This window comes from Leucobacter manosquensis, assembly GCF_018304845.1.
Classification (GTDB): domain Bacteria; phylum Actinomycetota; class Actinomycetes; order Actinomycetales; family Microbacteriaceae; genus Leucobacter; species Leucobacter alluvii.
The window spans coordinates 564,141-578,008 of the sequence record NZ_JAFEVO010000001.1 but is presented as its reverse complement, the minus strand read 5'-3'; the positions used below and the strand labels follow the sequence as shown (position 1 = coordinate 578,008).

11 protein-coding genes and 1 pseudogene are annotated in these 13,868 nt (G+C 68.0%); 2 read left to right on the top strand and 10 right to left on the bottom strand.

Annotation, left to right across the window (positions count from 1 at the left end; translation table 11 throughout):
* The first annotated feature begins 47 nt into the window (after positions 1-47).
* Complete coding sequence (locus JSQ98_RS02630) at positions 48-1,457, top strand: AAA family ATPase (protein ID WP_211648235.1); 1,410 nt, start codon at positions 48-50, stop codon at positions 1,455-1,457.
* Between the two features lie 99 nt (positions 1,458-1,556).
* Here JSQ98_RS02630 and aroB read toward each other — a convergent pair whose 3' ends face one another.
* The 10 genes and pseudogenes from aroB to JSQ98_RS02580 all read right to left on the bottom strand — a co-directional run bounded on the left by aroB (position 1,557) and on the right by JSQ98_RS02580 (position 12,398).
* Positions 1,557-2,636 (bottom strand): 3-dehydroquinate synthase, encoded by a 1,080-nt coding sequence (gene aroB / locus JSQ98_RS02625; RefSeq protein ID WP_090148596.1) that lies wholly within the window; start codon positions 2,634-2,636, stop codon positions 1,557-1,559.
* Positions 2,633-3,448, bottom strand: a complete 816-nt coding sequence (locus JSQ98_RS02620) for a shikimate kinase (protein ID WP_211648234.1) — start codon at positions 3,446-3,448, stop codon at positions 2,633-2,635. Before JSQ98_RS02620 ends, aroB begins: the two co-directional genes overlap by 4 nt.
* A gap of 13 nt (positions 3,449-3,461) precedes the next feature.
* Positions 3,462-4,657 (bottom strand): annotated as a pseudogene (aroC, locus tag JSQ98_RS02615) (chorismate synthase).
* A 32-nt stretch (positions 4,658-4,689) separates the two neighbouring features.
* Complete coding sequence (locus tag JSQ98_RS15335) at positions 4,690-5,553, bottom strand: shikimate dehydrogenase family protein (protein WP_211648233.1); 864 nt, start codon at positions 5,551-5,553, stop codon at positions 4,690-4,692.
* The gene (mltG, locus tag JSQ98_RS02605; RefSeq protein WP_090148585.1) at positions 5,554-6,651 is read right to left on the bottom strand and encodes an endolytic transglycosylase MltG; all 1,098 of its coding nucleotides are present in this window, start codon (positions 6,649-6,651) and stop codon (positions 5,554-5,556) included.
* Positions 6,648-7,136 carry a Holliday junction resolvase RuvX gene (gene ruvX, locus JSQ98_RS02600; RefSeq protein ID WP_211648232.1) on the bottom strand — a complete coding sequence of 163 codons (489 nt, stop codon included), beginning with the start codon at positions 7,134-7,136 and terminating at the stop codon, positions 6,648-6,650. Before ruvX ends, mltG begins: the two co-directional genes overlap by 4 nt.
* A gap of 2 nt (positions 7,137-7,138) precedes the next feature.
* On the bottom strand, positions 7,139-9,793 hold the full coding sequence (alaS, locus tag JSQ98_RS02595) for an alanine--tRNA ligase (protein ID WP_211648230.1): 2,655 nt from the start codon (positions 9,791-9,793) through the stop codon (positions 7,139-7,141).
* A gap of 53 nt (positions 9,794-9,846) precedes the next feature.
* Positions 9,847-10,056 (bottom strand): hypothetical protein, encoded by a 210-nt coding sequence (locus JSQ98_RS02590; RefSeq protein ID WP_211648228.1) that lies wholly within the window; start codon positions 10,054-10,056, stop codon positions 9,847-9,849.
* A 157-nt stretch (positions 10,057-10,213) separates the two neighbouring features.
* Positions 10,214-10,843, bottom strand: a complete 630-nt coding sequence (rpsD, locus tag JSQ98_RS02585; RefSeq protein ID WP_090148577.1) for a 30S ribosomal protein S4 — start codon at positions 10,841-10,843, stop codon at positions 10,214-10,216.
* Between the two features lie 268 nt (positions 10,844-11,111).
* Positions 11,112-12,398, bottom strand: coding sequence for a replication-associated recombination protein A (locus JSQ98_RS02580; protein WP_090149733.1), 1,287 nt, complete (start codon positions 12,396-12,398; stop codon positions 11,112-11,114).
* A 153-nt stretch (positions 12,399-12,551) separates the two neighbouring features.
* On the opposite strand from JSQ98_RS02580, the gene JSQ98_RS02575 reads away from it, so the two are divergent.
* Entirely contained in the window at positions 12,552-13,799 is a 1,248-nt protein-coding gene (locus JSQ98_RS02575; RefSeq protein ID WP_430413589.1) for a DUF349 domain-containing protein, read from the top strand.
* The last annotated feature ends 69 nt before the right edge of the window (positions 13,800-13,868 follow it).

Here is a 13,868-nt window from a genome sequence, read left to right as displayed (position 1 = left end):
CTATCCGCGCCCTCAGTCGCCTGCGTGCCGCGTGATAGCGTGACGCCATGCTCTCCGTCGATTCAGACCCCGCACTCGGCGAAGCCGTCGCATTGCGAACGGAACTGCGGCGAATCCGTCGGGCGAGAGCGGCTGACGACGACGCCTCCGCATCGCATGCGGAAGACTTGGCGAGCGTCGAACAGCGCTTGACCGCCCTCGAGCAGGATCCGGCCAACCAGAGCCTGTTCGCGTCCGCGCTCGACGAACGGGCTGCCTCGCTGCGCATTGCGGCGCTGGCCCGTCGCGCAGAGGCGAAGGCGGAGCGCAGCCGCGCAGCCGCAGACGCCATCATCGCTCGCGCTGTGCGCGCCGCTCGACCCTTGACCTCGGCCGAATCGGATCGCGTGCGCGAGCTGCGCGCGCGTCGTCCCGATGCCGACTGGCAGCAGAGCATCGACAGCGTCGAGCGCAGGGATGCCGTGCTCGAGGCGCTCGGCAGCGTGCGTATCCGGGAAGCGCGCCGACAACTCCGCGAGGGTCTCCTGCAGACCCAGCAGATGCGCGGCATCATCAGCGAAGCCGTGCCAGCGCTCCGGCAGGGCGAGCCGGTCTTGCTCGTCGGCGAGACCGGCGGAGCGAAGACGGCGCTCGCGGAGCACCTGTCCCGGGTCGGCCTCGGTCGCGAGCCGGAGCTCATCTCGGGATACGGCGACATCACGAGTGCGCAAGTGATCGGCACGCACGAGCTCCGCACCGAAGCCGGCGCGACCGTCAGCGTCTTCACACCTGGCCCGTTGCTTCGCGCCATGCGAGAGGGCCGGCCGGTGATCCTCGATGAGGTGAACGCGATGCCGCCCGAGTTCCTCAAGCGCTTGAATCGCATTCTGCAGTTGCGCCCGGGAGACGTGCTGCACGTGCAGGAAGACGCGGGGCGTCCGGTGACCATCGCATCCGGTTTCGCCGTGCTCGCCACGGCGAACGAGCAGACGCCGCACCGCTACCGTGGGCTCGATCGCCTGAGCGCGGAGCTGGTGAACCGCTTCGGGGCGAACGCCTACCGTGTGCACTACCCCGATACCGGGTGCGACTATGCCGCGTTCCCGGCGGAGAACGGCCTGCTCGCGGTCGCCGCCGTGGCCGATCATCACGGCGGACTTCCGGACCACGTCCCGCCGGAGGAGGTGATCCGGGCCGCACGGGCGGCGTTCATCAGCCAGCAGGTCTTCGCCGGTGAGCATGGTTCCGGCTTCGGAGAGTACGTGAGCACGGAGCGTGAGATCGACGGGCGCCCGGGGCTGGAGGAATCCGTCATCGCCCCACGCACGCTTGTCGCCATTCTGCGGAAGGTGGCGGGAAGCGCGGGCGAGATCACCCTCGATCGTGCGTTCACGAGATTCGTCGAGGGCGTCATGCATCGTGAGGATCGACGCGTGCTGGCGTTGATTCTGGAAGGCCAGGGCTTCCGGATCGCCTGAGCCGAATTCTCGCGCAGACGATGCCAAGCGGGCAGCAGGCGCGCACGGCGTGCCGGATCGGTCCGTGCGACACCACCCGGCGATGTCAGCACGACGGTGCTAGTTCGCGATCTCCTGATACGCGAACTGCAGCATCGAGTCGTCGACTCCCGCCAGCACGCGCGGCTTGCCGATCTCGTCGAGCACGATGAAACGCAGCATGCCAGCACGAGCCTTCTTGTCGCGCTGCATCGCTGCGAGGAGCCCCGGCCAGCGGCCAGCCGGATACGAGAGCGGCAGGGTCAGGGAGGTGAGGATGCTCCGGTGCCGATCCACCGCCGCATCCGACAGCGCGCCGGCGAGGCGTCCGAGTTCGGCCGCGTACATCATCCCGATCGAGATCGCGACGCCGTGCCGCCACTGGTAGCGCTCCGCATGCTCGATCGCGTGCCCCAGGGTGTGTCCGTAGTTCAGGATCTCCCGCAGACCGCCCTCACGGAAATCCTCGGAGACGACCCGAGCCTTCACGCCGACGGAGAGCTCGACGAGGCGCTGGAACTCCGGCGTCGTCGGATCGGTGGCGCGGTCGACGTCGCGCTCGAGAATGTCGAGAATCTCCGGCTCCGCGATGAAGCCGCACTTGGCGATCTCGGCGAAGCCGGCGAGAATCTCGTTGCGCGGCAGCGTCTCGAGCAGGTCGAGGTCGCAGATGACGGCAGCGGGGGCGTAGAAGCTCCCGACGAGGTTCTTCCCCTCGGTGGTGTTGATGCCGGTCTTGCCGCCCACTGACGCGTCAACCATGCCGAGCACCGTCGTGGGGATCTGCACGAGGCGCACGCCGCGAAGCCAGGTCGCGGCGACGAATCCAGCGAGATCGGTCACAGCGCCGCCTCCGAGACCGATCACCGCGTCCGTGCGGGTGAAGTCCGACTGGCCGAGGATCTGCCAGCAGAACGCCGCGACCTCGACGCGCTTGGCGGATTCCGCATCGGGTACCTCGGCGAGGAGCACCTGCGTGTAGCGCTCCTGCAGCAGTTCGCGCAGGTCATTCGCGAACTTGCCGACGGTCGGCGTGTGCACGATCAGAACCTTCGCCACGCGCTCCCCGAGCGCTTCCGGCACACGATCGAGCACGCCTCGGCCGATCGTGACCGTGTACGAGGTCTCCCCGGTGACCGAGATCTCCGCTGCATCGCTCATGACTGCTCCTTCTCGCCTCGGCGGGCGCTCCGCTGGTGGCGTCCGCCGCCCCGCGCCCACTGGGCGACACGGCGGACGAGTTGTTCTTGGGTGGCGCGATCGGTGCGGTACGTCACATCCGCGACTTCCTCGTACAGTGGTCGCCGCTCGTTCAAGATGCGACCCCAGGCCTGCGGGTCATCGCGAAGCAACGGCCTCCGGGCGATGTTCGCCGTGCGGAGCACCGCCTCCTGCGTGGTCATGAGCAGCACCACCGGGTGATTCGCGAGCAGTGCACGCGTGGACTCGGTGAGCACGGCGCCGCCACCCAGCGCAACGATACGGCAGCCCTCGACCGCGAGCTCCTCGGCGATCACCTCGGCTTCGATGCGGCGGAACTCCGCCTCCCCGTGGGTCGCGAAGAACTCGGTGATCACCCCGTGGCGCCGCACGATCACGGCGTCCGTATCGACGAAGGGCACCCCGAGCTCCCGAGCGACGCGTTTGCCGAGGCTGGTCTTGCCGGCTGCCATCGGGCCGACGAAGACGATGGCCCGATCGGGAAGGCGCGTGCCCGGCCGCCGACGTCGCCGTCGACGTCCGCGTGCACGCGGCGCGGAAGCGGTCCCCGCCGTAGCGCCGCCGGCATCCGCAATCGGAGCGCCGTGCTTGGCGGGACCGGAGCGCCCGGGTACCGCGACGTTCTGCGCATCGGCCTTCGCCTGCTCCGCGACGGACTGCGGAATCACCTGGAGCGGACTCGTCGGAGGTGTCGGCTTCGGCTTCTGCGTTGGCGGCCCGACATCGCGGGCGACCCTGCGGTGCCCGGTCATCGTGCGCGATTCCTCACGACTCGATGACGGTCGAGAGGCGCTCCGGGATCGCCGCAACATACGCCTCGAGGTTCCGACGGGTCTCGGCGACGCTGTCGCCGCCGAACTTCTCGGTCACGGCGTCGGCCAGCACCAGCGCCGTCATGGCTTCAGCCACGACGCCAGCGGCGGGGACAGCTGACACATCGCTGCGCTGGTGGTGCGCCTTCGATTCCTCTCCGTGGAGACGTCGATCGTCGGCAACGCGTGCGGCACCGTCGCGATCGGCTTCATGCCTGCGCGCACGCGGAGCACCTGTCCGGTCGTCATGCCGCCTTCGATGCCGCCGGCGCGCGTGGTTCCACGAGCAATGCGGCCGTTCTCGAGGTGCAGCTCGTCGTGCGCCGCCGAACCGCGTCGCCGCGTGGTCTCGAAGCCGTCGCCGACCTCGACGCCCTTGATCGCCTGAATGCCCATGAGCGCACCGGCGAGTCGAGAATCGAGTCGCCGATCCCAGTGGACGTACGATCCGAGCCCCGGTGGCAGACCGTAGGCGAGCACCTCGACGATGCCGCCGAGCGTGTCGCCGGACTTCTTCGTATCGTCGACCTCTGCGACCATGCGAGCACTGGTCTCGGCATCGAAGCAGCGCAGCGGATCGGCGTCGAGAGCGATGACGTCCTCCGGGCGGGGCAGCGCCGATCCGGCGGGAACTGCGACGTCGCCCATGGAGATCGTGTGGCTGACGAGCCGAATGCCGAGTTCCGCGAGAAATGCGCGGGCGACGGCGCCGAGGGCGACGCGCGCGGCCGTCTCACGGGCGCTCGCGCGCTCGAGCACCGGGCGCGCCTCATCGAATCCGTACTTCTGCATGCCTGCGAGGTCGGCGTGGCCCGGGCGGGGGCGCGTCAACGGCGCACCACGGCCGCGCGACTTCTCGGACAGTTCGGTGGCCTCCGCGGACATCACTTCGGTCCACTTCGGCCACTCCGTGTTGCCGATGCGGATGGCGACGGGGCCGCCGATCGATACGCCCTGCACCACCCCTCCGGAGAGGTTCAGCTCGTCCTGCTCGAACTTCATCCGCGAGCCTCTGCCATAGCCGAGCTTGCGGCGCGCGAGATCTTCACGGATCCCGTCGAGCGATACGGGGACGCCAGCAGGCAGTCCCTCGAGGACGGCGATCAGTTCGGGGCCGTGAGATTCTCCGGCGGTCAGCCAACGCAGCATACCCGCTATCCTCCCACACCCGACCGCGTACGTCAGACGGCGCGGCGCATCGCGTCGCGCACGGACCCTTCGTCAGCGAGCGGAAGTGCCGGATCGCCGTGCGTGAAGATGCGCACCTGCAGGAGCGCCTGTTCGACGAGCATTTCAGTTCCCGGATGCGCTTCACCGGCCGATGCCCGCCACCGCGAGGCCAGCGGGGACGGCCACGGGTCGTACGCGACGTCGAAGAGGGGGATCCGCGCGAGCCACGCGGGGATCCCGATCTGAGCAGCGGCCGGACCGGGCAGGGTGGAGATCACCAGCGAGGGGGCCTCCTGTCCGGTTCCGACCGACGTCGCGGCGCCGTCGTCCGCACCGGAACCGCCGTACACGAGTCTCATCGGCGCGGTCGAGCCTGCGGCTCGAGTCCCATCGAATCGCGTGACGAGCGACCGCCCCGCCGTGGTGTTGCGCGCAAGCAGCGTCACATGCTCCGCGCCGAGTTCGCGAACGGCGAGAATCGCAGAGACCGCTGTGGCACCCGATCCGAGTACGACGGTCCGCCAGGCGTCCAGCCCGTTCCGAGCGATCGCTGCAGCCAGGCCGGGCACGTCGGTGTTCGCGCCGAACCACGCGCCGTCTTCGAGACGCCGCAGCGTGTTCACGACGCCGCTCTCCCTCGCCACCGGGTCGAGGGTGCTGGCGAGTCGGTGCGCCTCGCTCTTCAGGGGCATCGTGACGGAGAAACCGCGCCACTCATCGCCCCTTCCGTCGAGAAATGCCCGAAGACCCGCCTCGCCGCACCGTACGGCCGAATAGCGCCAATCGAGGCCCAGCGCACGGTACGCCGCTGCGTGGATCCGCGGGGATCGCGAGTGCGCGACCGGGGAGCCGAGCACCGCGAGCCGCACAACCACCTAGCAGCCCTGGTCGGGGTTGGCGGCACACCACTCGTTCAGCTGGCCGATCGCCGATTCGTGCTCCTCCTGGGTCGTGGAGAACACCGACTCCCCCGTCTCGAGGTTGACCGCGACGAAGTAGATCCAGTCTCCCGCCGGCGGGCTCAGCACCGCCGAGATGGCGTCGCGGCCGGGGTTCGCAATCGGTCCCTTCGGCAGTCCCTTGTGGACGTACGTGTTCCACGGGTTGTCATCCGCGAGCGCTTCATCCGTGGACCAGACACTGCCGTCGGCGTGCTGACCGTACCCGTACTGGGCGGTGGAGTCCATCTGCAGGAGCATGTCTTGCGCGAGGCGGTTCTCGATGACCCGTGCGACCTTCGGGAAGTCCTCGATCCGGCCGCCCTCCCGCTGCACGATGGACGCCTTGGTGAGCACGGCCTCACGGGACTCCGGAGCGACGCCCATCTCGTCCAGCACCTGGATCTGGGTGCTCACGAGCTCTGCAATGGCCTCAGCTCCGGTGGTGTCCTCCTCGAACTCGTACGTCGCCGGGAACAGCCAGCCTTCCAGACTGTCCACTCCCTCGGGGAGTCCGTACGCGGCGACGTCCTCCGTGGCCGCCTGCAGCTCCTCGATGGGGATGCTCGCGCCCGCAGCCACCAGTTCGAGCGTCTGCTCGACCGTCTTGCCCTCCGGGATGATCGCGGTGAAGGCCATGCGGTTGTCGGGGTTCTGCAGCGCGTCGAGCGCGGCTTGCGCGCTCATCTGCGACTTCACCTTGTACGAACCCGGCAGGAACGCCACCTCTTCGGGCTGTTCGAGCAGCAGGCTGTAGAAGGCGTCCGCGGTCTTCACCACGTCGGCTTCTTCCAGCGAAGCGGCGATGTCCTCACCGATCTCGCCCTCCGTGATCACTACGACGACCTCGCCCGAGCCTTCGCCCTCGTAATCGTTGGTGGTCCACCCGAGGGCCTGCGAGATCCCGTCACCGTAATGGGACCACAGATACGCTCCTGCGCCTGCCAGGCCTCCGAGGAGGAGCAGTGTCACGAGCAGCGAGATGAGTACTCGCCGGCCCGTGCGTCGCCGGTCGTCGCGCGTGCGTGCGTTCATTCGGTGGCCTCCCCGGTCCCCGTGCTCTTCACTTCCGCGGCGTGACCCGGTGCGTGCCCGCTCGATCGTTCGATGTCGAGAGCGTGCTGCAGGATCACCACCGCTGCTGCCTGATCGATGATCGATCGGCTCTGTTTCGTGCGTTTTCCGGCAGCCCGCAGATGCGCCTGTGCCGATACGGTCGACAGCCGTTCGTCGACGAGGCGCACAGGCACGCTCAATCGCGCGGCGAGTCGTTCGGCGAAGCGCGCGGCGTCATCCGTGGACGGCGTGCGCTCTCCGCGCAAGTTGAGAGGAAGCCCGACCACCGCTTCGAGGGCGTCGTGCTCCGCCACGATCTCGGCGATCCGCGCGATATCTGCGAGGTCATCGGCCGCGCGCGGCACGGTTTCGACGGGCGTCGCCAGCATCCCGTGAGGATCGCTGCGGGCGACGCCGATACGAGCCTTGCCCACGTCCACGCCGATGCGCACTCCGACCCGCACGCTCAGCCGCCCAGGCTGCGCCGGATCTCGGCAAGGGCAGCGTCGATCTGCGAGACGTCGGTGCCGCCTCCCTGAGCAAGGTCGTCTTTGCCTCCGCCGCCTCCGCCGAGCACCTGCGCTGCGGTGCGCACCAGGGCGCCCGCCTTCGCTCCGGCCTCGCGCCCCGCTGGGGTGGTCGCGGCGATGACGACCGGCTTCCCCCCGGTCTCGCCCGCCAGCACGACGACGCCCGGCTGCCCTCCGAGCTGCTCTCGGATCGTCAACGCGAGCCCGCGAATGTCGTCTGCGGAGCCCACGGAGCCGACGGATGCCAGCACCGCGCGCAGCCCGCCGAGCTGCAGGGCGTCGGCGAGCAACTGCGGAACGCGCTCGCGAAGCTTCTCCGCTTCGAGCGCCGCGATCTTCTTCTCGGCGGCGCGCAACTGCGCGCCCAGGTCCTGCACCTTCGTGACCAGCTCGCCGCGGGGCACCTTGAGCCCGCCCGTGAGCTGCTGCACGATCGCGCGTTCCGCAGCGAAGTTGCGGAACGCCTCGATCCCGACGAGCGACTCGACGCGTCGGTTCGTGGATCCCACTGAGCTCTCGGAGATGAGATTGATCATCCCGATCTCCGCGGAGCTGGTGACGTGGGTTCCCGCGCAGAGCTCTCGCGACCATGGGCCGCCGATGTCGACGACGCGCACGCGGTCGCCGTACTTCTCCCCGAACAGCGCCATGGCGCCGAGCGCCTTCGCCTCGTCGAGGGGCATCTCGCGCGTCACCACCTCGTAGTCCGATCGGATCGCGAGGTTCGAGATCTCCTCGATCTCGCTCTTCGTCTCGCTCGACAGTGCTTCGGTGTGCGAGAAGTCGAGGCGCAGGTACCCGGCCTTGTTGTAAGAGCCCGTCTGGTGGGCGCCTCGTCCGATGACGTCGCGAAGCGCGGCGTGCACGATGTGGGTGCCGGAGTGCGCCTGGGTGGCCCCCCGTCGGTAGTCGGCGTCGACTCGGGTCTCCGCACGCGCGTCGAGTCCGATCGTGCCGACTTCCACGCGCACCGTGTGCACGATCAGCCCGGCCACCGGTTTCTGCACGTCGAGCACTTCCGCTTCGAAGCCATCGCCGACGATGTGCCCCTGATCCGCGTCCTGACCACCGGACTCCGCGAACAGCGACGTCTCGGAGAGCACGAGCTCGGCGATATCGCCCTCATTGGCCTCACGTGCGGGCGCGCCGTCCACCACGATGCCGAGCACACGGCTCTCGTGCACGAGCTCGTCGTACCCCGTGAACAGCGTCTCGCCCAGACCGCGCAGCTCCTTGTAGATGGAGAGGTCGGCTCGCTGGCCCTTCTTCGCCTTCGCATCAGCCTTCGCGCGGTCGCGCTGCTCCTGCATCAGCGATGTGAACACCTCGGCGTCGACCGGCACTCCGGCCTCTTCCGCGATCTCGAGCGTGAGCTCGATCGGGAAGCCGTGCGTGTCGTGCAGCAGGAACGCGGTGTCGCCCGGCACCGCTGCGCCGGCCGTCTTCGCCGAGTCGACCGCGGAGTCGAGGATCTGAATGCCGGACGCGAGCGTTCGCAGGAAGGTCTTCTCCTCCGCGTACGCCGCACGGGCGATGAAGTCGAAATCCTCGGCGACTGCGGGGTACGCCTCTCGCATCGCGTCGCGGGAGACCGGGAAGAGCTCCGAGAAGCTCGGCCCCTCGACCCCGAGCAGTCGCATCGAGAGCGTCACGCGCCGCAGGAGTCGTCGCAGAATGTAGCCGCGCCCCTCGTTCGAGGGCGTGACGCCGTCTGCGATGAGCATGAGCCCGCTGCGCACGTGATCGGCGATGACACGCAGGCGCACATCGTCTGAGTGGTGCTCGCCGTAAGTCTTGCCCGCGATCTCGGCCGCGCGATCCAGCACCGGGCGCACCTGATCGATCTCGTACATGTTCTGCACGCCCTGCTTGATGAAGGCGACGCGCTCGAGACCGAGTCCGGTGTCGATGTTCTTCTTGGGCAGCTCGCCCACGATGGTGAAATCGGTCTTCGACTGCACATCTGCGACCTGGTACTGCATGAAGACGAGATTCCAGATCTCGACGTAGCGATCGTCATCGGTCGCCGGACCGCCGTCGATGCCGTATTCGGGCCCGAGGTCGAAGAAGATCTCGGAGCAGGGGCCGGCAGGGCCCGGCTGGCCGGTCGACCAGTAGTTCGTGTCCTTGCCGAGGCGCTGAATCCGCTCATCGGGCAGTGTGGAATGCTCGCGCCACAGCGCGATCGCCTCTTCGTCCTCCTCGTAGACGGTGACCCAGAGATCCTTCGGGTCGAACCCGAGCCCGCCGTCGGCCTCGCTGGTGGTCAGCAGTTCCCAGGCGAAGCGGATCGCTCCCTCTTTGAAGTAATCGCCGAAGGAAAAGTTGCCGCACATCTGGAAGAACGTGCCGTGCCGCGGGGTCTTGCCGACCTCTTCGATGTCATTGGTGCGAATGCACTTCTGCACGCTCGTCGCACGAGCGAACGGCGCAGGCACGAGGCCGGTGAGGTACGGCACGAACGGCACCATTCCCGCCACCGTGAACATCAGGCTCGGGTCGTCGCTCACGAGCGACGCGGAGGGGACGACGGTGTGCCCCTTCTTCTCGAAGAAGTCAAGCCAACGACGGTGGATTTCGGCAGTCTTCATCCGTGGTCTTTCTCTGGAGATCGATGTGGTGGGTGCGTGAGATGGGGCGAGGATCAGGCGCGTTCGCGGAATGCTGCGCGCAGCGCCTCGGCCTCATCGTCGGCATCGGCGTCGCGGTACCCGGAGGCGAACGCGCGGCCCAGTTCATCCACGCCGCGGTTCACCCGCGCGAAGAATCGGCGCCCCTCGGCCGTCTGATTGACGAAGTGCGCACCGACGAACCCCAGTACGACTCCGGTGACCAGCCAGAATAGCTTGCCCATGTTTCGATCCTCCCGTCTGCGTCGATGCATGGCCGCACGGCCACGCATGCTCGAGCACTCGACAAGCTTAGCGGGTGGCCCCTGTCGCACATCGTGCCCCGAACACAGCAAACGGGGCGCCGGATGGAATCCGACGCCCCGTTTCGCTTTCGAGTGCTTAGCGACCCGAGTAGTACTCGACCACGAGCTGCACTTCACAGGTCACGGGGACCTCAGCGCGCTTCGGGCGACGCACCAGGCGAGCCTGGAGCTTGTCGAGCTCGACCTCGAGGTAGCTCGGAACGTTCGGGAGCACCTCGGCGTGACCGCCGGCAGCTGCGACCTGGAACGGCTCGATCGCTTCCGAACGCGCCTTGACGTGGATGAGCTGACCCGGCTTCACGCGGAAGGAGGGGCGGTCGACGATCTTGCCGTCGACGAGGATGTGACGGTGCACGACCATCTGACGGGCCTGCGCCGTGGTGCGGGCGAAGCCGGCACGCAGCACGAGCGCGTCGAGACGCATCTCGAGCAGCTCGACCAGGTTCTCACCGGTCAGTCCGTCCTGACGACGGGCTTCCTTGAAGGCGATGGTGAGCTGCTTCTCGCGGATGCCGTACTGGGCGCGGAGACGCTGCTTCTCACGCAGACGGACAGCGTAGTCGCTGTCGCTCTTGCGCTTGGTGCGACCGTGCTGGCCGGGGCCGTAGGGGCGCTTCTCGAGGTAGCGAGCTGCCTTCGGGGTCAGCGCGATGCCGAGCGAGCGCGACAGGCGGGTCTGGGAACGGGTACGCGACGTAGTCGACACGTGGATCCTTTCGGGTTTCTGAATTGCGACAGCGCGATCTGCAGTTCGGATCGCGCAGGTTCTCTCGGCCAGGCTGCGCCCGCATCAACCAGTGATGCACGCGACGCAACGAACCGTTGTTCGGTGAGGGAACGACCAGTGCAGAAACCCGGCTACAGGGCGACTGCCATCCGATCCCCGCGTGCAGCCAGCAGCGGGGGCGGTGTTGGCCAGCGGCTAGCTTATCACCTTCCGGGCCCTGATGCGCGTCGCGACCCGCTTCGAGGCTTCACTCGTCCCCGCCCCGTGTGATTCGGCGGATCTTCTCGAGACGATCCGACACCTCGCGCTCGTTCCCGTGCTGCGTCGGCTGGTAGTACACCTTGCCGCGCAGCTCGTCGGGCAGGTACTGCTGCTGCGACACCCCGCGCGGATCGCTGTGCGGATACCGATAGCCCTTCCCGTGGCCCATGCGCTTCGCCCCCGGGTAGTGGGCGTCGCGCAGATGCGTGGGCACGAGCCCGAATCGTCCCGCCTTCACGTCCGCGATCGCCGCATCGATCGCAGTGATCACCGCGTTCGACTTCGGCGCCGTCGCAATGTAGATCGTCGCCTCCGCGAGCGGGATCCGGGCTTCCGGAAGCCCGATCAGCTGCGTGGCCTCGGCAGCGGCGACCGCGACGCGGAGCGCCTGGGGATCCGCCATGCCGACGTCTTCGGCCGCGTGCACCATGAGCCTGCGAGCGATGAAGCGGGGATCTTCGCCTGCTTCGATCATGCGGGCCAGGTAGTGAATCGCCGCATCGGGATCGGACCCGCGCATGGATTTGATGAAGGCGCTGATCACGTCGTAGTGCTGGTCGCCGTTCTTGTCGTATCTGAGCAGCGCACGATCGATCGAGATCGCCACCGTCTCCCCCGTCACCACCGGGGTCGCGTCGTCTTCAGCACTCGCCGTAGCCGACGCTCCAGCGGCTTCGAGGCCGGTGAGAGCGCGCCTCGCGTCACCGGAGGCGACCTGCACGAGGGCCTCGTACGCGTCATCGGTCACTTCCACCCGAGCCCCGAGGCCGCGTGGATCCTCGACCGCACGCTCGAGGAGGCGCCGCAGGTCGGGATCGGCGAGCGGCTCGAGCGTCAGCAAGAGGGATCGCGAGAGCAGCGGACTGATCACTGAGAATGATGGATTCTCGGTCGTCGCCGCCACGAGCGTCACCCAGCCGTTCTCGACGCCGGGCAGTAGCGCGTCCTGCTGAGCCTTCGTGAACCGGTGAATCTCGTCCAGGAAGAGGACGGTGGCGATGTCGTAGAGATCCCGGTCGTTGAGCGCGCGCTCCATCACCGTGCGCACATCCTTGATCCCGGCGGTGACGGCCGAGAGCTCGACGAAACGCCGGCCGCTCGAGTGCGCGATCGCCTGAGCGAGCGTGGTCTTGCCCGTTCCCGGCGGACCCCAGAGTATGACGGAGACCGCTCCCCCGCCCCCGGCGGCATCCGAGGCGAGCGTGCGCAGCGGCGAGCCGGGCTTCAGCAGATGCTGCTGCCCCACGACTTCGTCGAGCGATTGCGGCCGCATCCGCACCGCGAGCGGGGCGGTGTGCGCGGGCGCAGGTCTCGAATCCACACCTCCATCGTACTGACCCAGGATCCCCGGGCCCGAAGCCCGGCACTGTGGCATAGTGGTGGTGACAATTCCGTCCGGTCGGTTCGCCGACCCCACACACGACAGGTGAGCACAATCGTGAGCGAAGCGAGCAACGAAACGTCCTGGGGACGAGTCGACGAGGACCGCACCGTCTACGTGCGCGACGGCGATGCGGAGCGCGTCGTCGGGTCCTTCCCCGACGGCACCCCGGAAGAGGCGCTCGCGTACTTCACGCGCAAGTTCGCGGATCTCGCCGGTCAGGTCACGCTCCTCGAAGCACGCATCGCACGTGGAACTGCCGACGCCTCAGCCGCCGACACGGTCGCCAAGCTCCGCGAGCAGCTCGTCGAGCCCGCAGCTGTGGGCAACATCGCGGCGCTCCGCGAGCGAGTGGAGAAGCTCGGATCGAAGACGGCGGAACTCAGCGAGAAGCAGAACGCGGAGCGCGAAGCGGCCCGGGCTGAGGCGTTCGCGCAGCGCGAAGCCATCGCGGTGGAGGCCGAGCGACTCGCGGCCCAGCCGGAAGCCTCGATCCGCTGGAAGGATACGAGCCAGGCGTTCGAGCAGCTCTTCACCGACTGGCAGACGGCCCAGCGAAGCGGTCCGCAGATTCCGAAGTCGCAGGCCGACGCTCTCTGGAAGCGATTCCGCTCCGCTCGTCAGACCTTCGATTCGGCGCGCCGGGCGCACTTCGCGCAGATGGACGCCACGAACAAGGACGTCAAGCAGCGCAAAGAGCGCATCATCGCAGCTGCCGAAGCCCTCGCACCTCGCGGGGTCGAGGGAATCCCCGCCTACCGCGCTCTGCTCGACGAGTGGAAAGCTGCCGGTCGCGCGAGTCGCAAGCTCGACGATCAGCTGTGGGCGCGATTCAAGGCCGCCGGCGACCTGCTGTACGAGGCCAAGGCAGCGGAAGCCGCCCAGACGAATGAGGAGTACGCCGAGAACCTGACGGCGAAGCAGGCTCTGCTCGAGGAGGCCGCACCCATTCTCGATGTGCAGGACCACGCTGCAGCGCGCAAGCAGCTGACGGCGATCCAGCTGCGCTGGGACGAACTCGGGCGCGTGCCGCGTGAGGCGCTTCGCGACATCGAGGGACGTCTCCGCAAGATCGAGGATCACGTCAAACATCTCGAGGACGAGCACTGGAGCAAGACGAACCCGGAGACGAAGGCTCGCAGCGAGGGCCTGCGCGGTCAGCTCGAGGCCTCGATCGCTGAGCTCTCGGCGGAGCTCGAGGCTGCACGAGCAGCGGGTGACGCGCGTCAGGTGAAGGATGCTGAGGAGAAGCTCGCGATGCAGCAGTCGTGGCTCGCAGCGATCGGCGACTGAACTTCGGTCAGCCCGTCTTCACGGACCGGATCGGGCGAGTTATCCACAGATCGAGCAGCGCCCGGGGCG